This window comes from Peribacillus sp. NPDC097225 (genome assembly GCF_044761955.1).
Lineage (GTDB): Bacteria > Bacillota > Bacilli > Bacillales > DSM-1321 > Peribacillus.
Genome location: NZ_JBIWDJ010000001.1, coordinates 902,183 through 919,623 on the forward strand (window position 1 = coordinate 902,183; position 17,441 = coordinate 919,623).

The window sequence follows — 17,441 nt, forward strand, 5'->3', positions numbered from 1 at the left end:
AGATAATACGTGAATAAGAGTCTACTAGCAGGTATGCTAGAAGACACACATCTTAGAAGATCACACCGAAAAGAGGCGATCAATCAGTGTTTTATCCTTTCACACGGAAAGTACTCCTTTCCCTTTGTTTGCTCATTTTTATAGCAGGATGTTCAAAAACTGACCCTCTTTCTGACACGCATGATACCAATGAATCTTTAAATGATAAAGCATATGGAGTTAGCTCTTCCAACCCTATCGCCGTAGAAGTGGGGATGAATATATTAGATAACGGTGGAACAGCGGCCGATGCGTCGATTGCCGTTTCTTATGCATTGGGTGTAACTGAACCCTTTGGATCTGGAATTGGCGGCGGCGGCGGAATGCTGATTGTATCCGAATCTGAGAAACCTAATTTTATTGATTATCGTGAAACGGCTCCTGAACGTTCAAAGTTAAAACATAATACCGGTGTCCCTGGCTTTGTAGCCGGGATGCAAGCTGTCCATGATAAATACGGAACCATTCCGATGGAAGACCTTCTTCAGCCGGCCATCGACCTGGCTGAAGAAGGATTTGAAGTCGATAAAATGTTGGCCTCCCGCCTAAAGGCAGCCAAAGCAAGAATTTATTCAGAGAAAACTCTCTTGTTTTATCCTGATGACGATTCGATTGAACCAGGAAAGGTTTTGAAACAAGAAGATCTTGCTGACACATTGAAACTGATTCAGCGAAAAGGGCCCGATGGGTTTTATAAAGGGAACATCGCACGGAATATCAAAAAAAGAACAGATGTAGACTTAATGGACTTAAAGCATTATGAAGTAAAAGAACGAGAGCCAGTCCAAGGCAAATTCGCCGGATATGATGTTTGGACCGCTCCCCCTCCCTTTTCAGGGATAACCGTCCTTGAAATGTTAAATCTCGCTGAAGAAGTCGACTTAAGCAATGCTTCAAATAAGGCAGATTATATGGAGTTACTGGGAGCCATTACCAACGCCTCCTATAAAGATCGAATTAACTATACCGGGGACGGAATCAGCGCAGACAAAGCTGAACAATTAGTATCTCCCCTTCATTTGGACAACCTGAAAAAAGAGATAAATAAAGGTGATTGGTCAAATGTAGAGTTCCAGTCTGAAGAACATGAAAGCACGACTCATTTCGTCGTCATGGATAAGTATGGCACAGTCGTTTCTACGACCAATACACTCAGTAACTTTTTTGGTTCCGGTGCCTATACGAACGGCTTTTTCTTGAATGACCAATTGAAAAACTTCCGCACTGGCCTGAATAAAATCGATGAGCATAAACGCTCAAGGACCTTTACCGCTCCTACCATTCTTAAAAAACAAGGGGAAAAGACAATCGGAATCGGTTCGCCTGGTGGTGATAGGATACCGCAAGTGCTCATGCAGGTCCTGTATTCATATACAGAAGGTGAGGATACTTTCCAAAATATCATAGATCGCAATCGATTCGTATTTGATGGTAATACCATCTATACAGAATACCGCCCTTCGCCTGAAACAGCCTCTGCATTAGAAAGAGCCGGTTACAATGTTGTACAAAAAGTCGCCCCTGTGTTCTATGGTGGCGTACAGGTACTCGTTAGAAATGAAAAGAACGGTAGGTTATCAGGAGCAGCCGATCCTCGGAGAAATGGCAGTTGGCAAGCACAGCAATAAAGAAAACGCCTATACATCTTGAAAACATCTAAATTTTTATAGATCTATAAGGGGACGAGAAAATGAAGATATTAAAAAAAGTAGTAAGCTGGGTTATCCCTGTTGTTCTGATAGCAGTCCTGCTTGTAACAATGAATACGTTCAAACGGTCTGAAACACTGACTCCCGATGAACAAAAGAAAATAGAACAGTATACAAATATCCAAGAGTAAAAAAACAGGTTGAACCTCATGAGGGTTCAACCTGTTTTTCAATGAGGAACTTAATCGACAAATGAGAAGTCCCCCCATCCAATCATCAAATCAAATCTCTACATCTTTGGTAATATAAACTCTCTATTTTCACTTTTCAGTTATACAATACAAGGAGATTGCAGGACGAGGAGGCAAATAGGATGGAGAATGGATACTCAAGTTTTGCGGAACTGCAGCAGAATGAAAAAGAAAACACCGATTATAGCATTACGGCTTTTCATCGTAATCCAGAAATAGCGATTTTTGCGATCCATGGCGGCAATATCGAACCGGGAACTAGTGAAGTAGCCTTTGCCCTTGGAGAAAGACTCCATTCAAGTACGTATCTATTTGAAGGACATAAACGAAGGGATAACAGCAAACTGCACATCACCTCCACCTCCTTCGATGAGCCAACCGCCATACTGATGGCAAATAACGCAAAAACAATCCTCTCCATACATGGTTATCGCGATTCCAATGAAGCGTTAATCTATATGGGTGGCAGGAACGAGACCTATAAACATGTGATACAAGTAGCCTTAAAGGAAGCTGGATTTCAAACAGCTGAAGCACCGAAGCATCTGTTGGGGATGAATGAAAACAATATTACCAACCGTTGCAAAACCGGCGCTGGCGTACAATTGGAAATATCCAGGACTTTACGAAAACATTTTTTCCTAGACAGTGACCTTAAGAGGACAAACAGGCATAACCAGACCGAAGTGTTGAATCAATTTATTAGCGCTTTAGAGAAAGCCACCATTCACTACATGCTTAATCTGAATAAAAAGCAATTCTAGTGCGGCGATTGGAATGGCTTGATCACTTATCAGGAGCTTGTCCTGCATCTTCCACACTTATGATTAAAACAATCTTTCAACCCTCAGAGGAGCCTTCTTGGGGGTCTAAAAGATTGTTTCAAGTCCCCTCCCTCCACTACTTCTTTTTCGATAAATACCCACATCCTTTGAGTCATAATATTATTCTGTGACTTCTACACAAAAAAAAATTTATCGCATAAGCCTCATTTTCATAATAAAGGTCATTCAACTCTGAAAAACTTCATTGAAAAAGAGGATATAAAAAAGAAGATAGATAGGGCCAGTTTCAAGCCCCCTCTATCCTGTCTCTTGCATTTAATTCATGATAAGTTGTACTTGGCCATAGCTTTCGAACTTCTGGGCAAAATACCCGGAAGAAAGGTCAGATATATGGACACCGGCTTTCTCGGTTGTATGGATAAAACGCCCATTCCCAAGATAGATCCCTACATGGGTTACACCTTGTCTTGTACCTGTATCCCTAAAGAAGACTAAATCGCCCGCTTTTGGTTCTGATATAGCCGGCAACCACTCATAATAGTCAGCAGCAGAGCTACGTTTTATGGAAATCCCCTGCTCCTTCATGGCCCAGTAAATGAATCCACTGCAATCCATTCCCGTTAGCGGATCAGCCCCACTGAAAACATACGTGAACCCTCGTAAAGTATAAGCATATCTGATTACATCGTATGCATTGTCATATGCTGTTTCTTGTCCTTCATAGAACGGGAATAGAAGATCACTGTATATTTGAAGGTATTGACCTTCCATCACTTCATTAGTCGGTAAAGCATTACGTTTTTTGATGGAGTTCATGTGAATGCTGTAATTGTTTGAAATGCTACTTAGCGTTTCACCCGGTTGTACGATATGTTCCCCTTTAGGTGTATACGTTTTATAGATAACTTGATATTTAGCAAAGTACTTTTCCGTACTATTTCTTATTTGAACGGTTTCTGCACCATATCCAGAATTGACGAATTTGTCTTTTCCTAGATAAATCCCTGCCGTCACCACTTTTGATGTGTCTTTTTCAAGGAAAAAGATGATGTCTCCCGCCTTAGGAACAGCCGTTTCCATCCCAAGTTTATAAAATCCGTCTACGGTTAAACGATCCACAGCCACATTCTGCTGAGAAAGGGCCCAATGAACCAATCCACTCGAATCAAAGCCTTTAGAAGGGGTCTCTTCTCCTGCTGTTTTTTTGAATCCAACAAATGTTTTTGCATAGTTGGCAATTCGTTTCCCTCTCTCCGCCCACTGATAGATGGAAGGAGTATAGGCTGTCTGTATGATTTTAAGTTTTTGTCCTACATATAACTGGGTATCCGGTAAACCATTGATATTCATCAATTGTTCTGGCGTTATATTATAAATCGATGCAATGGATTCTACCGTTTCTTGCGAGGAAACTGTATGAATCCGATCTGCTGCATCAACTTTTGTACCAGGTGTAAAGGTCACTCCAACCATGACTAGTAATAAAAGCAGCATGCTGACTAATAATTTCCTTCTCATTTTGAACCCTTCCTTTTTGGCTGGAAATACATTCATAGAGCAGTTCCAGATTATTGGCAATCATAAATTCCAGTTACTATAATGAGTCTTTTTACTTACCATCTCCCATAATATCGGTGATACTTCTATATCCTTTAGACTATATATGACAAAAAATTGTAAATATTAATCCTTTTTTAACAAAAATGACACATTTTAATAGTATATTATACTTATATATTTATTTTTCGAACTCTTTAAGGACTTAGTGCCTAGTCAATATGTTCCATCAAGCCAGAAAGTTCTTCTAATATAAAGGTAGAAAAACAAAAAAAGGAGAGGCCAGCTGGGCTTCTCCTTTTCACGGCACATGCACCGTTTGAATTTGCGTCAGGTTTAAATATATACGTTCTCCTTTGGCCGTAGCCAATTCAACCAAGCTATCTTCCGTCTTCTTGAGTACCCCCATTTTCATAGGGTCCTCCCCTCCATCCAAAACAACGAGCTTTCCTTCGATCGTTTTCAGCTGTTCTTCCAAGGATCGATAGAGCGGTAATGAGGTTGGGTTTATAGGGAATTGTTCATGAGTGAGCGAGTATGGTCTTTCCCCTTGCGTATAGGGGGTTAGCCATTTAAGATGATGGAAGAAAAGGGATTTCATTAGTAAAAGACCAAATGAACCCAATAAAATAGTAAAAGCAATGTCACCACTGTAGCCAACGGGATGACTCGTACGGTAACATTCACATACTCTTTCCATGTGATTTTCACTTTATTTTGTTTCAGGATATGCATCCAGATCAAGGAGGCAAGTGTACCGATGGGCAATAACAAGGACCCCATATCACTTCCTATTATATTGGCAAGATAAATGGTTTTTAATGTGATGGGATCTAACCCCATTTCCGTCAACGTAATGGTCCCGATCATTAGGGCTGGATGATTATTGAAAATGTTCGATAGGACCGAAACAAGCCCTCCCATCACCAAACTCGCACTTAATAATCCTTTGTTGACAATCGGTTCACAGATTTGAACAAGGATGGCTGTAAGCCCTGCATTCTGAAGACCAAAAATGATGATATACATAGAGAACGCAAAGATAAGAATATGCCATGGAGTCTTCTTCAAAATATCTACGGGACTCGTACGTAGATGATACCATCTCCAAATAAGCAATGATAATGAACCCATTACCGCAACCCACTCTATAGGTATCGATAGATAAGAAGCCACGAATAATAAACAGCGGACAATGAAGACATAGGTCAGTATCTTGAACATGAACTTTGTACGTTGCCTCTTTGTTTCCACCGTCGTATTCTCTTTTAACGGATGAAAATTTTTAGTGAAAAATCGTTCCTCAATGTCATAGGAATGGGAGGGCAATTTTTTAGGCAAATCTTTCTTGATGACCATGAACATTAACCATGACATGAATAACAGCCCCAATGTTGCAGGTACGAACATCATGGCTGTATGCATATAAAGCGTCATATCGACGATTTTCAAGGCAATCAAATTGACGATGTTACTAACTCCAATGGGTGCGCTGGATGCAGTGGCTATCAAGGCCCCACTCAAGAGATATGAAATGGTTTCGTGTTTCTTCATTCGAAGGTTTTTTAAAAGTAATATGAGGATGGGTGTCGTGATCATGATGCTCCCATCGTTATTAAATAAAAGCGTCATTAAAAAACATAATAATTGAATGTACCAATACAAACGATATCCGGAGCCTTTTGCAAGGGTTACAAGTCTCGCAGCAGCCCAATGAAAGAATCCGAAACTCTCCAGTATGACTGCCATGACAAGCGTTGCCATGATGGTGATGGAGGCACCCCCGATTTTACCGATGATATCCATTACATCCCCACGTGATACTATGCCAGTAAGCAATATGATTGCCGCGCCAAATGAAGCTGGCCAAGCTTCGTTTAGCCCTCGTGGTCTCCATAGTATGACAACCATTGTCATGATGAAGACAAAAATGGTCACCCCGATTTCAAAATGCATGATGTTCTCCCCTTTTTGGGCCTTGTGCCATTGGACCCTACTTGTCCGATTCTTATATATATATTCGTCATTAGGTATAAGGAGCGGGACAAGTAACCACGTCCACTAAATTGTGCCTTTGTCACTTTAGTGAACATGTCTCCTATGGAAAAGGGCCTAACGAAAAACTTCCAAGAATTCCCTTGTTTAAAAAGAGAAATCTGCTATAATTTTCAGAAAAAAAACTGGAAACCAGAAAGGTTGATTGACATGGAATTCACCATCCGTAGCATGCAAGTTGGCGACATCCCACAAGTCCAGCATGTCGCGAAGACAAGTTGGCATAGTACGTACGAAGGGATTATCCCCCTTACAATCCAAGAACGTTTTTTAGATGTGGCCTATAGTGACGAGATGATGAAAAAGAGGGTTGAACACTCTTTTGTTTACGTGGTCGAAGTGGCTGAAAGAATTGTCGGATTTGCCGACTTTTCTCATGTAAAGGAAGGTGGAGAAGTCGAACTCGTGGCGATTTACTTTCATCCGGAGTTTCAAGGAAAAGGTATGGGTACAGCTTTATTGCAAACAGGAATCGACCACTCCAAAGGTTGGAAAGAGCTTTTTATAAACGTTGAGGAAAAAAATGAATCGGGGACAGCCTTTTACCGATCAAAAGGATTTGAAGTTGTTTCTCAGTTTGATGATGACTTCGATGGACATGTCCTCAAAACAGTAAGAATGGCCTTGAAAAAGGAAGGATTCTAAAAAAGGGCTGTGAAATATTGTTATCCAAGAGAAAATGTTATTACTCTTGCCACGAACATGATAGAGTGAATATATGACTGCGCTTAACTTATGAGGCAGTGTCTAAACATTGGGAGTGAACAACTTGATAACCATCACTAAAAAGGCCCAGGAAGTCATTAAAGAGATGCAACGGAATATGGAAGAGGAAACATATTTACGGTTTGGGGTAACCAGTTCTTGCTGCAACCAGATGAACTATTATTTGAACCTTGTGCGTCATAAGACCGAATTAGAGGAAGTACTAGTTATAGATGGGATAAAGCTTTTAATGAACCCTTCGGATGCCCGTTTCACGGATCAAACCGAAATTGATTTTCAAGACAATGGCTTTTTAATCAATAATCCAAATCCATTAGTATCACCGCTACAGTAAATAAACAAAAAGGGAAACCAGATGGATGGTTTCCCTTTTTGTTTATTCCTTTATATGAAACCCTTTCAATGTATGCTCTAGGTCATCAATCAATTGCGTGACATGTTCTGTATATTTTGCAAGCTCATTGGACGAAGCGGCTTGTTCCTCCATGGATGATGCAATTTCTTCTGAAGAAGCAGATGTTTGCTGAGAGACCGCAGTTATTTCCTCCATCATTTTCACAACCGTTTCTTTTTGTTGATTAATCGATGATATGGACTGGGTTTCTTCAACAAATGAATAGGATATTTTACGAACTGAGTCCTCAAGTTCCTTCATGGCCTTGCTTACCGTCATGACTGCACTTTTTTGGTTCGCACTAATTTGATTCGTTTCATTGGTCGTCTTCAGTAGCATTTCCGTGTCTGAAAAAATGCTGTGTATGATGTCCTGGATGTTTTTTGTTGCTTCTTTCGATTCCTCGGCTAAGCTCCGAACCTCATTCGCCACGACCGCAAACCCTTTTCCGGATTCGCCCGCCCTTGCAGCTTCTATGGAGGCATTCAAGGATAATAAGTTGGTTTGCTCTGAAATCTGGGAAATCGTATTCGTCACATTCGAAATGGTTTTCGATTTCTCCACAAGACTCAAACTCATGCTTGTCACGGCTGAAAAAGCTGTCTCCAATTTTTGATAAGACGTTTCCAACTCGTTGACTTGTTCCTTCCCTGACTCGATTTTTTCCGAAGCCGTCTCCAAAACGTTTTGTGTCCTATCCGATAACTTGGATAGTCCATCGATTTCATCACTGAGCAATTGAATCGTATGGGCTCCTTCTTCTACCGATTCGGATTGACTGGCTGCCCCTGCTGCAATTTCTTCCACGGCACGTGAAACCTCAGTAATGGATGTACTATTTTCCATCGCAATCTGGCTCAATCCTGCAGTTGCCTCCGTTACAGCATTCGTATTTCCTTTCACATCGTTAATCAATTCTCTTAATTTACTTAACATGATGTTATAACTCTTGGATAAGTCGCCCATCTCATCATTCGAGGCATGGTGAAATTCGGTTACTAAATCCCCGCTCGCTGTCTTCTTCATGACATGTCGAAGATCCGATATCAGCTTTTTCAACTTTCCTGATAAATAAATGGCACATACGATACCCATCAATACACCAAAAACCAAAGAGACGAATACAGTCCGATTAATATCAAGCAACTTACCTTGCAAAACTTCATCCGATGTCAAAGCCACCACTTTCCAGTTCACGTCAGGAACCGAATTCACTTCACCCGTATACTGTTGGTCTTTCCACTCTAACGTCTGGGCTGTTTGCTTCGACCCATCGTACATGTCCGAAACCCACTTGAACTTGGAATTGAATTGATCCGCATCCGTTACTAGGTCCCCCACTCCTTCGACCTTCCCACTTTGATTTGGATTCATATTCTTGCCGTCCATTTCCTTCATGAACGAACTTACGATAATGCCTTGCGAATCAAGGATCACAAGGTTACCATCAGAATGCCTCTCAATTTCCGTACGCATCTTTCCGATGGTAGATAAATCAATATCATAGCCTAACGCCCCTACCATTTTCCCATTTTCCAAAACAGGCGTGACCACTGAAGTCATGATACTGCCATTCACGATATCTTGGTACACATCCATCCATTTTGTTTTCGGGTTTTCCGATAGCTGCGTATACGTTACGGTTTCTCGAGCATCTCCCTTAAATTCCATTTTAGGAGATGCGTATAATGATCCGTCCGTACCGTCCATATAATAAGCCGATAGCAAGTGTTCATTGTTCAGTTGAAAAGATTCAATGGTTCTCTGAATATCTTTCAGTGAATCCCCATCCTTTAGATGGATCGATACCAATTGTGATAATTGATTTATTGAATCTTCATAGACTTTCAAATCCGCGCTAATCTGTGATACAGCATTTTGGGCTGCGCTTTGATTTGTGGCAACACTATCTTCCTTGAACACATTGGAAACCTGGAAGGCCATTATTGAAACAGAAACACCCATCGCCAGAAAAATGGATAGACAAATAAAAAACATCCACTTTACCCGGATCGAGATTCTTCTGTGCCTTTTTTCCCTTTTAACAGTTGGTGAATTCCCCATTATGATTTCCCCTTTTTGATTACGTGTTGGCTTGATTGTCCCTTAAAGTAAATCGCCATTTAGGATAAGCAACATGCTTGATTATAGCAGGCACCTAATTTTTCCACATAACAATACTATATACCCATAATAATATTGTCAATGACTAATACAACACTTTTTTATAGTTATATAGTCCATATCTTAAAGGAAAACGGAATTAAAATGAAAATCGTGTAATCTATCATCTTTTAATTCTAAAAAGGATATATATGGTAAATTTATTCAGAAAACGTGAAACCTTCCCTTTTAACAATCGTATATACAGAAAAGGAAATCGAGGTAGGGGCGTGATTCTTTGAAGAGGAATATTCTATTTAATAGGGGAAAATTACTACTTCCCAGCCTGGTTGCAGGAATTGGCTTCTGGAAGTTTATGAAGGCCAGATATGAGGCAAACCCTGACTATATCGTTCATTTCATTAAAAAGTATGCTGAGAGCAAAGATATTTCTTTATTCATCCATCATAATGATGAGAAGATTGCCGAGGTTAACTCAACCGTGCAGCTTCCATTAGCAAGCACCGTTAAAATCATCATGGCCATTGAATACGCTCAACAGGCTGCGGAAGGATTAATGGATCCTGATCAAAAAGTGCAAATAGCGGACATCGAGAAATTTTACATACCCAAAACAGATGGCGGTGCACATGAAGCCTGGCTTTCACAGGTAGGAACGAGCGGGAACGTTCCTTTATGCGAGGTCGTGAATGGAATGATTGCCTACAGTTCTAATGCGAATACAGATTATTTAATGAACCTGCTAGGGATGGATAGTATCAATTCCGTTCCAAAAAGCTTGGGAATCCCGAACCACGAACCCCTGTATCCGATTAGCGCTTCCCTTTTCATACCCAGCACTCTCATGAAAGAAAAGAAATTCACAAGAAAAGAGACACTGCATGCGATGGAAAAGATGGAAATGACAGAGTACCGAAGTTGGGCACTTGCCATTAATGAGCGATGGAAAAGCAAACCACCTACAGAACAAGAGAAGAAAGAAGCAACGAAACTGCTGTCTCTTGATTTTCAAAAAATTTGGTCTGATCGTTTGTCACGATCCACTACAAAAGACTATGTATCGATCATGAAGATATTAAACAATAAGATGGATCTTGATCAACATGTTCATGAACACCTTGATCCCATCATGGAGCAATTGATGAAGAATCCCAGTAATCGCAAATGGCTTTTGCATGCTGGTCAAAAGGGAGGATCGACCGCTTTCGTTCTAACGGTGGCCATGTACGCAACAGATAGAGACGGAAATAGGACAGAGCTCGCCCTTTTTTCAAATAATCTATCCTCCATGAACCAAGAAAAACTGACCCGAAGTCTAAATGATTTCCAACTTCAAATCCTAACCAATCCAAAATTCCGAGACTTCATAAAAGAAAACTTCGCGATCTCATAGAGCACTTTTTGGGAAACTGAATTCATTTGACTACTAAAAAAATGAACAATAGGCGTTCCTGAATGGTATTATTGGATTATTCGGAATATAATTGGAGGTTTCATGCATGGTCATCAAAAAAGCCACAATGGCAGAGCTTGATTCACTTAGCGAGTTATTTGATTCATACAGGGTTTTCTATGAGCAACCCTCTAATCTTGAAGGGGCTCAGCATTTTTTAAGAGAAAGACTAGAGAACGAGGAATCGGTCGTCTTCATTGCGAGGGATGATAACGATTCATTGGGTTTTGTTCAATTATATCCTTCCTTTTCATCGATAAGCATGAAACGGTCATGGATCTTGAACGATTTATTTGTAAAGGAAAGTGCCCGCAAGAGAGGAATTGGTGAGAATTTATTACAAGCCGCCGTCGATTTTGCAAAAGAATCGGGAGCAAATGGGGTATCCCTTGAGACCGGTAAGGAGAATGTTACTGCGCAAAGGCTTTATGAGAGATTTGGATTCGTAAAAGAATCGAACTTTTTTTATCATTATTCCATCTAACATTTCGAGTGATCTACTAAAAGGGGCCAATTTCAGGCCCCTTTTAGTATGCAGATAATTTTCATTTGTACAGCGCATACTAAGATCATTATCTATAGGGAGTGATACGATTGGATCAAGAACAAACGATTAAGATACTGAATAAATTCTTACAGGGAACATACATGGGCATTCACGCCTATGAACGCTTTATAGAAAAACTGCAACATTCCTCTTTAAAAGACTCGTTCATTTCAATTCAGAAAGACCAAAAAAATCATGCGACCCTCATTTCAGAGAGAATTCAGCATCTAGGTGGTACACCTGTAACGAGTGAGGGGATCATTGGAAAGATCGAGGCAGGCATTGTAAATGTAGTGGAAAATTACAATTCAGAGGAAGAGATTATTAAACATGCCATTAAAGGGGAAAACCTATATGGAATAAGAATGAGTGAGGACCTAGTAAGGGATAAATTAGATGAAGAAAGTCTAAATCTAGTCCATAGAATTCTTGATAAAGACCGGGAACATGTGGATTACCTAAAGTCTCTTCTACATTCTTAGAAAGTGAGTTTCCAATGCCCGTACATTTTATTTTCTTAGTGTTCGTTATAAATGGATCTAGCCACCTGTTAAATATTTCTTTGTGACATAGTGTGAAAAAGCCACCTCCATATGGAAGTGGCCGACCCATTACTCAACTGAAGTCCCAGACTCAGCTATAAAGTCTTTATCAACTAAAGGTTTTCCATCTTTATCAACCATAACCGTTAACCCAGAAGTAGGACCGCCATAATGAAACATATATAGGACTCCTGTTTCATTATCACGAATTATTTTAATAACAGCCATTTTTCCTTCTGTATAAATGTCCTCAAAACGTTTCTTTGCCACTATAACACGCTCCTTTTTTCGGATTGTTGAAGCAGCTATCTGCATCTTACTTCCAGGAAGTACTTTTCTTCCTTCATCCCTAATTATATTAGTTCCGCAAGTTCCTGATTCCAAAAAAGGAGTAGTCGTTCATGGTGGATAAGTGGCCCAACTGGCGTAGCATGGTCGAAATACTGCCTCTGTGATACGTGCCGTGGTTATCTTTGTCTTTGCTATGGTATACCGAGCGATAGTGTATAATGAAATATATTCCATTAACTGAAGGGGGTCAATCGTGTTATCCAGTAAAAATATATATGTAAGACAACTTATACTATCAGATGCTGAAAATTTACTACAATTGCTAGTGGAAAATAGGCCGTTCTTTGAACCATTTTCGACAGACCAACCAGCTAACTACTATTCTTTAGAAAAACAAAAGGAAATCATAACTTCGGGACATAAGTCAAAAGGAAATAGTAGTTACGAGTTTGGAATCTTCCTGAATACTAATCATAGGTTAATAGGAACGATCAGCCTGTTTCATATTATTCGCGGGCCCCTTCAAAGTGCCACCATGGGTTATTACTTAGACCAAAAAAACAATGGGAATGGTTACACTACAGAAGCTGCCAAAATGGTGGTGGATTATGCTTTTGAAACGATTGGTTTACATAGGATTGAGGCTGGGGTTATGCCACATAACATAGGTTCCATACGCGTTTTGGAAAAGGTCGGTTTTCACAAAGAAGGAATCGCAAAACAAAGTGTAAAAATACAGGGGCGCTGGGAAGATCACCAGATATTAGCCATAATCAATCCAAATGATTAATCCGAAAGTCGGGCAAACTATCAATGTGAATTCTTCTTATGGGTAACGTCATTTTTTATGTTCGTGTAAGAATGATAGGAGATTAATAGAAGAATAAAAAAGCGCAACGGGTAATTTCTTCCCGTTGCACTTTTTTTACTTGAAAACTATTATTTTGCTGTTTCAAGGCTAGCTTGAATTTCTTTAATTAGAAGTTCAGCGCCTTCTTGGCTAAGGATTAACTTACCACCAGCAAGTTTCATATTGTCATCAGATGTTTCACCTGTTACTTGACAAGTCATGTTCGGTTTATATTTTTGAAGAATGATACGCTCTTGTTCTACATAGATTTCCAAAGCGTCCTTCTCTTTAATTCCTAATGTACGGCGCAATTCGATTGGAATTACCACCCGGCCTAATTCGTCAACTTTACGTACAATACCTGTAGATTTCATTTGTCATTACCTCACTATTTATTATGCATTATTATATTCGTCAAAATTCGACATTCTTTTCTCTTATTAAAGATACCACCCCTTCCCAATTTCGTCAATTACCGTATCTTAATATATTATCTACCTTCTATTAGAAGATTCGAAAAATACGGAATAAACACTGATATAATGGCATTTTTATAGGTTTCAAGAGGGTATTTTTTATCTTTTCTTATATATTAATATATTTTTATTCAAATTTTCTTCAAAAATACCAACAATTACATATTGTCGTATTTTGTCGAAAATAGGTAGATTCATGATTTTAGTGAAAACGTTGTTGATTTTATTTGGTAACTGGTAGACAATTTAACAAAGAATCAGGTTTCAATATTCTGATAATTATTCCGAACTGGGTATACATCTTTATGGTACCCATTGAATCATGCGTCCGATTTGATGTGGTTGGTGGCAAAAAAACAGATAGAGGTGAGTCGATTGCGACCGATTTTAATAGGGGTTTGTTCCGCTCTCTTCTTTGCGTTTACCTTCGTTCTCAATCAGTCGATGGAATTGGCTGGTGGCAGTTGGATTTGGAGCGCTTCCTTAAGATATATCTTTATGGTTCCTTTTCTGCTATGTATCGTTTTAAGCAGGAAAAACCTTCGCCCTCTTCTCCTTGTGATGAAAGAACAACCCGGAACTTGGCTACTTTGGAGTTTCGTTGGGTTCGGGTTATTTTATGCACCATTATGCTATGCTTCGGCATACTCACCTGGCTGGTTAATCGCCGGGACCTGGCAAGTCACGATCATATCCGGTGCTTTACTCGCCCCGCTATTTTTTGAAATGGTTGAAACAAAGGATGGGCTTCTAAGGCAAAAAGGCAAAATCTCCTTGAAAGGGCTTAGCATGTCCTTGATCATCCTGTTTGGAATTATATTGATGCAGGTGGAGCACACCAAGCATATTACATTCAGCAATCTCTTGTTGGGTGTCGTTCCGGTCCTTCTTGCTTCCTTTGCTTACCCACTTGGAAATCGTAAAATGATGGACGTTTCTCGAGGACGTTTGGATGCCTACCAACGGGTGTTGGGCATGACATTGGCAAGCCTCCCGTTTTGGTTTTTACTTTCGTTGTATGGTTTTTTCACCGTTGGGGCGCCAACGATGATGCAGAGTTTCCAGTCACTTTTGGTTGCCCTCTTTTCAGGTGTGATTGCAACGGTCCTGTTTTTCAAGGCCACCGATATGGTGCGGGGGAACATGCAGAAACTAGCTTCCGTTGAAGCGACACAATCAATGGAGGTCCTATTCGCCTTAGCTGGTGAACTGGTATTTTTATCGCTCCCGATTCCTTCCGCCCTTTCCTGGTTAGGAATCTTCATCGTGATTCTTGGAATGATCCTGCATAGCTACGTTTCACACACGAGAGAAAAGAGAGCGGATCCTTCTTCCGAGAGCGCTTGATCACTATAAAAACGCAGTGATTGTATTCACCGCGTTTTTTTGTTACCGCTTTTCGTATCAATGCTCTCCTTTTACAGCCTTTCTCTCCATATCATAAATATACCCAAGCTTCCGATGGTTGATCATATCTTTAGGCGTCGTGTCCCATGGAAACATGGGATCATGTAAATTGTGGCCGAATGGTCCCCCTTTTCTTGGCAAATATCTTTCCTGCCGGTTAAGGATTTTCCACATTACCCATATCCGGTCTACATTTGCATGATGCAAAAAGAAAACAGGATCATTCGGTGAGGTAGGGACAGAGCCCATATGGCCCCCAACCCAGCCATGGACACGATTATGAAGTTGAGGTCCATCTATGAACCCTTCAAGTTGATTGCGAAAACTCGGGGTGCTCGTCGTATTCCAAGGAGGCGAGTCATATGGAGTGACCTTCAGCACTTCCTTCACATCTGCTTTCGTCGGTAAGGTCGCTACCGGTTCACTTGCAGCAAAGTTTCGCCTTAATCCCCCTGCAGGATTCCCCTGTTCGTCGATGACTTCCCACTGTCCTGCTGCAAAAGGTCCCTCTGTGACAAGAAAATCATTTCTCCTGTTTCCGTTCCCCCCCATAAAATCATCGTCCCAAACTGGGGATGAAGACGGATCTTCCAGTTCCGAATCAGCCACCCAATCCCAATATGGAATGGTCACACTTGGGTCAATCTTTTGGAGATCACGTTCAAAGCGCCAAAGGAAATCGCGATGCCATGGCAAGAATGCTGGCCCCATATGTGCGGCACTTCTATGGTCTCTATGATTTCCATGTAAATTCTCCGCGACACTCCTTGCGCTTGGATTAGCATGATTGTGTGCAGGGCTTTCAGTGGTTGGATCTCCTCCCGGCGGAGTTTGAAACGCCCCTCCTGCCAAATGCCAGGCGACATATCGATCATAGATCCCTTTTTCCTTTAAGGCTAAAACGGCAGTGATGTATTTCTTTTTTTCCTTATCCGTAAGGTGTAGAACATTTTTCCTCACTTTATACTCAAGTGTCATGGGTATACCCCTTTTCTAGATGGTCATCTATCCTAGTTCCTTTGATATTCTAAGTAATGGATGTTAGAAAGGTTCAGGGCGAATGCGGATAGTTGGTAAAAATGGGCATTTTCCTGTTGACGTTATATCGTATAATACGATATATTCGTTTTAGGCGATTTAAAAAGGAGAGGTAATCATGATACAGAAAATCAATGACTACTTCACGGATATCTATTTTCATTTACATCCGCAACAACAAGAAGCCATTTCCCATCAAAGCGTACGAGTCTTGCAAACGATTCAAAAAAAGAAAGATGTTATGATCCGGGATATTGCCGAACAATTATCGATTTCCCACAATACGGCTTCTGAGCATGTCAAAAAATTGGTACAAAACGGATGGGTGCTTAAGGAGCGGCCGGAAGATGATCAGCGTAAGGTGTATTTACATTTAACGGATGGCGGTGCAACCATTTTAAAAAAGAACACGGAATTGGATGAAGAAAAACTACAACAGGCGCTTAGCAAGTTATCCGTTTCTGAAAGGGAACAAATAAGAGAAGCATTCCGGTTATTAAGTGAGGTATCTACTTAATGTATTTGTTCATTAAAATAGCCAGTTCCGCGGTCATCATTGGACTTGTAACGGAAATGGCCCGACGATTCCCTTTATATGGCGGGATTGTGGCTGCTCTGCCATTAATCAGTATCCTCAGTATAATTTGGCTAACGGTTCAGGGAGAGCCCACTCAGAATATCCATACATTCACACTGGGCGTTCTGGCAGGTTTTCCCGCTACAGTGGCCATGCTAGTTGTGATTTATACGGCATTAAAGCAATCCATTCATGTAGGGCTGGCTATCCCCCTTGGGCTCGTGGCTTGGGGGATATTTTTAACAGGGCAAAAATATATAATGGCTAGGTTTATTTCCTGATTGATTTCCTACTGCCCTCATTTTTTGGTATGATAAATGTGTTAAATAACATAATGAAGGTGATTTACTTTGTCTGAAGAAACTCCAAAAGAAAAAAAGGTATATGACACCACAATCATTTATGATTATGCAGAGTTTCCTGACATAGTCAGTGGTCGTTGTGATAATTGCGGCAATGCTCAGTTCAAAAGTTCCGTTAAGGATTATGTATATATTCGTACATGCAGAGAATGCGGCATGAAGAAATCGATTTGACCCTATTTAACGATAGGGTTTTTGTTTGTTCACTTTTTCTTTTTCTACTTGAACGTATCGCTTGCATACTTTCCTTCTTATCACAGAGAATGGTCGTACAGATAAAAAAGGGCAGCCAGAAGTTTCCCCTTCTTGGCTGCCGCT

The 17,441-nt window shown here is 40.5% G+C and carries 20 protein-coding genes; 13 read left to right on the top strand and 7 right to left on the bottom strand.

The features are described from left to right. Nucleotides 1-86 precede the first annotated feature (86 nt). From ACIQXH_RS04450 to ACIQXH_RS04460, 3 genes are all read left to right on the top strand, one after another. A complete protein-coding gene (locus ACIQXH_RS04450; protein ID WP_403122253.1) occupies nt 87-1,667 on the top strand; it encodes a gamma-glutamyltransferase family protein in 1,581 nt (526 codons plus the stop codon). 62 nt (nt 1,668-1,729) lie between these two features. Next, on the top strand, nt 1,730-1,879 hold the full coding sequence (locus ACIQXH_RS04455) for a CapE family protein (protein ID WP_402957878.1): 150 nt from the start codon (nt 1,730-1,732) through the stop codon (nt 1,877-1,879). A 182-nt stretch (nt 1,880-2,061) separates the two neighbouring features. Next, nucleotides 2,062-2,703, top strand: coding sequence for a poly-gamma-glutamate hydrolase family protein (locus tag ACIQXH_RS04460; protein WP_403122255.1), 642 nt, complete (start codon nt 2,062-2,064; stop codon nt 2,701-2,703). A gap of 336 nt (nt 2,704-3,039) precedes the next feature. Here the strand turns inward: ACIQXH_RS04460 and ACIQXH_RS04465 are convergent, their stop codons facing one another. Both ACIQXH_RS04465 and ACIQXH_RS04470 read right to left on the bottom strand, forming a co-directional pair. After that, a complete protein-coding gene (locus tag ACIQXH_RS04465) occupies nt 3,040-4,242 on the bottom strand; it encodes a C40 family peptidase (RefSeq protein WP_402957882.1) in 1,203 nt (400 codons plus the stop codon). Between the two features lie 639 nt (nt 4,243-4,881). Next, nucleotides 4,882-6,237, bottom strand: coding sequence for an arsenic transporter (locus ACIQXH_RS04470; RefSeq protein WP_403122257.1), 1,356 nt, complete (start codon nt 6,235-6,237; stop codon nt 4,882-4,884). A 249-nt stretch (nt 6,238-6,486) separates the two neighbouring features. Between ACIQXH_RS04470 and ACIQXH_RS04475 the strand changes: the two genes are divergently transcribed. Together ACIQXH_RS04475 and ACIQXH_RS04480 are read left to right on the top strand one after the other, a co-directional pair. After that, complete coding sequence (locus ACIQXH_RS04475; protein ID WP_403122259.1) at nt 6,487-6,981, top strand: GNAT family N-acetyltransferase; 495 nt, start codon at nt 6,487-6,489, stop codon at nt 6,979-6,981. 124 nt (nt 6,982-7,105) lie between these two features. Further along, complete coding sequence (locus ACIQXH_RS04480; protein ID WP_402873870.1) at nt 7,106-7,396, top strand: HesB/IscA family protein; 291 nt, start codon at nt 7,106-7,108, stop codon at nt 7,394-7,396. A 42-nt stretch (nt 7,397-7,438) separates the two neighbouring features. Here ACIQXH_RS04480 and ACIQXH_RS04485 read toward each other — a convergent pair whose 3' ends face one another. Further along, complete coding sequence (locus ACIQXH_RS04485) at nt 7,439-9,520, bottom strand: methyl-accepting chemotaxis protein (RefSeq protein ID WP_402873867.1); 2,082 nt, start codon at nt 9,518-9,520, stop codon at nt 7,439-7,441. Between the two features lie 337 nt (nt 9,521-9,857). On the opposite strand from ACIQXH_RS04485, the gene ACIQXH_RS04490 reads away from it, so the two are divergent. From ACIQXH_RS04490 to ACIQXH_RS04500, 3 genes are all read left to right on the top strand, one after another. Continuing rightward, complete coding sequence (locus tag ACIQXH_RS04490; RefSeq protein ID WP_403122261.1) at nt 9,858-10,973, top strand: serine hydrolase; 1,116 nt, start codon at nt 9,858-9,860, stop codon at nt 10,971-10,973. A gap of 106 nt (nt 10,974-11,079) precedes the next feature. Next, a complete protein-coding gene (locus ACIQXH_RS04495) occupies nt 11,080-11,517 on the top strand; it encodes a GNAT family N-acetyltransferase (RefSeq protein WP_403122263.1) in 438 nt (145 codons plus the stop codon). 110 nt (nt 11,518-11,627) lie between these two features. Beyond that, nucleotides 11,628-12,062 (top strand): DUF2383 domain-containing protein, encoded by a 435-nt coding sequence (locus ACIQXH_RS04500; protein ID WP_402957894.1) that lies wholly within the window; start codon nt 11,628-11,630, stop codon nt 12,060-12,062. A 129-nt stretch (nt 12,063-12,191) separates the two neighbouring features. On the opposite strand, the gene ACIQXH_RS04505 is transcribed toward ACIQXH_RS04500, so the two are convergent. Both ACIQXH_RS04505 and ACIQXH_RS04510 read right to left on the bottom strand, forming a co-directional pair. After that, the gene (locus ACIQXH_RS04505) at nt 12,192-12,392 is read right to left on the bottom strand and encodes a DUF6440 family protein (protein ID WP_403080302.1); all 201 of its coding nucleotides are present in this window, start codon (nt 12,390-12,392) and stop codon (nt 12,192-12,194) included. Nucleotides 12,393-12,480: 88 nt separating this feature from the next. Beyond that, nucleotides 12,481-12,555: a hypothetical protein gene (locus ACIQXH_RS04510; RefSeq protein WP_402958067.1), complete on the bottom strand. Its 75-nt coding sequence runs from the start codon at nt 12,553-12,555 to the stop codon at nt 12,481-12,483. Between the two features lie 111 nt (nt 12,556-12,666). Between ACIQXH_RS04510 and ACIQXH_RS04515 the strand changes: the two genes are divergently transcribed. After that, on the top strand, nt 12,667-13,203 hold the full coding sequence (locus tag ACIQXH_RS04515; protein ID WP_402873854.1) for a GNAT family N-acetyltransferase: 537 nt from the start codon (nt 12,667-12,669) through the stop codon (nt 13,201-13,203). A gap of 149 nt (nt 13,204-13,352) precedes the next feature. On the opposite strand, the gene ACIQXH_RS04520 is transcribed toward ACIQXH_RS04515, so the two are convergent. Then, on the bottom strand, nt 13,353-13,637 hold the full coding sequence (locus ACIQXH_RS04520; protein WP_402873851.1) for a transition state genes transcriptional regulator AbrB: 285 nt from the start codon (nt 13,635-13,637) through the stop codon (nt 13,353-13,355). A gap of 477 nt (nt 13,638-14,114) precedes the next feature. Here ACIQXH_RS04520 and ACIQXH_RS04525 point away from each other — a divergent pair, with 477 nt between their 5' ends. Continuing rightward, a complete protein-coding gene (locus ACIQXH_RS04525; RefSeq protein ID WP_402873940.1) occupies nt 14,115-15,086 on the top strand; it encodes a DMT family transporter in 972 nt (323 codons plus the stop codon). 57 nt (nt 15,087-15,143) lie between these two features. Here the strand turns inward: ACIQXH_RS04525 and ACIQXH_RS04530 are convergent, their stop codons facing one another. After that, complete coding sequence (locus tag ACIQXH_RS04530) at nt 15,144-16,124, bottom strand: tyrosinase family protein (RefSeq protein ID WP_402873848.1); 981 nt, start codon at nt 16,122-16,124, stop codon at nt 15,144-15,146. A 178-nt stretch (nt 16,125-16,302) separates the two neighbouring features. Here ACIQXH_RS04530 and ACIQXH_RS04535 point away from each other — a divergent pair, with 178 nt between their 5' ends. The 3 genes from ACIQXH_RS04535 (at nt 16,303) to ACIQXH_RS04545 (ending at nt 17,297) form a co-directional block, all read left to right on the top strand. Then, nucleotides 16,303-16,701 carry a MarR family winged helix-turn-helix transcriptional regulator gene (locus ACIQXH_RS04535; RefSeq protein ID WP_402873846.1) on the top strand — a complete coding sequence of 133 codons (399 nt, stop codon included), beginning with the start codon at nt 16,303-16,305 and terminating at the stop codon, nt 16,699-16,701. After that, the gene (locus ACIQXH_RS04540) at nt 16,701-17,042 is read left to right on the top strand and encodes a DUF3147 family protein (RefSeq protein WP_402957901.1); all 342 of its coding nucleotides are present in this window, start codon (nt 16,701-16,703) and stop codon (nt 17,040-17,042) included. The genes ACIQXH_RS04535 and ACIQXH_RS04540 overlap by 1 nt, the downstream gene beginning before the upstream one ends. Nucleotides 17,043-17,111: 69 nt before the next feature. After that, nucleotides 17,112-17,297, top strand: coding sequence for a DUF8096 family protein (locus ACIQXH_RS04545; RefSeq protein ID WP_402873837.1), 186 nt, complete (start codon nt 17,112-17,114; stop codon nt 17,295-17,297). Nucleotides 17,298-17,441: the final 144 nt, after the last annotated feature.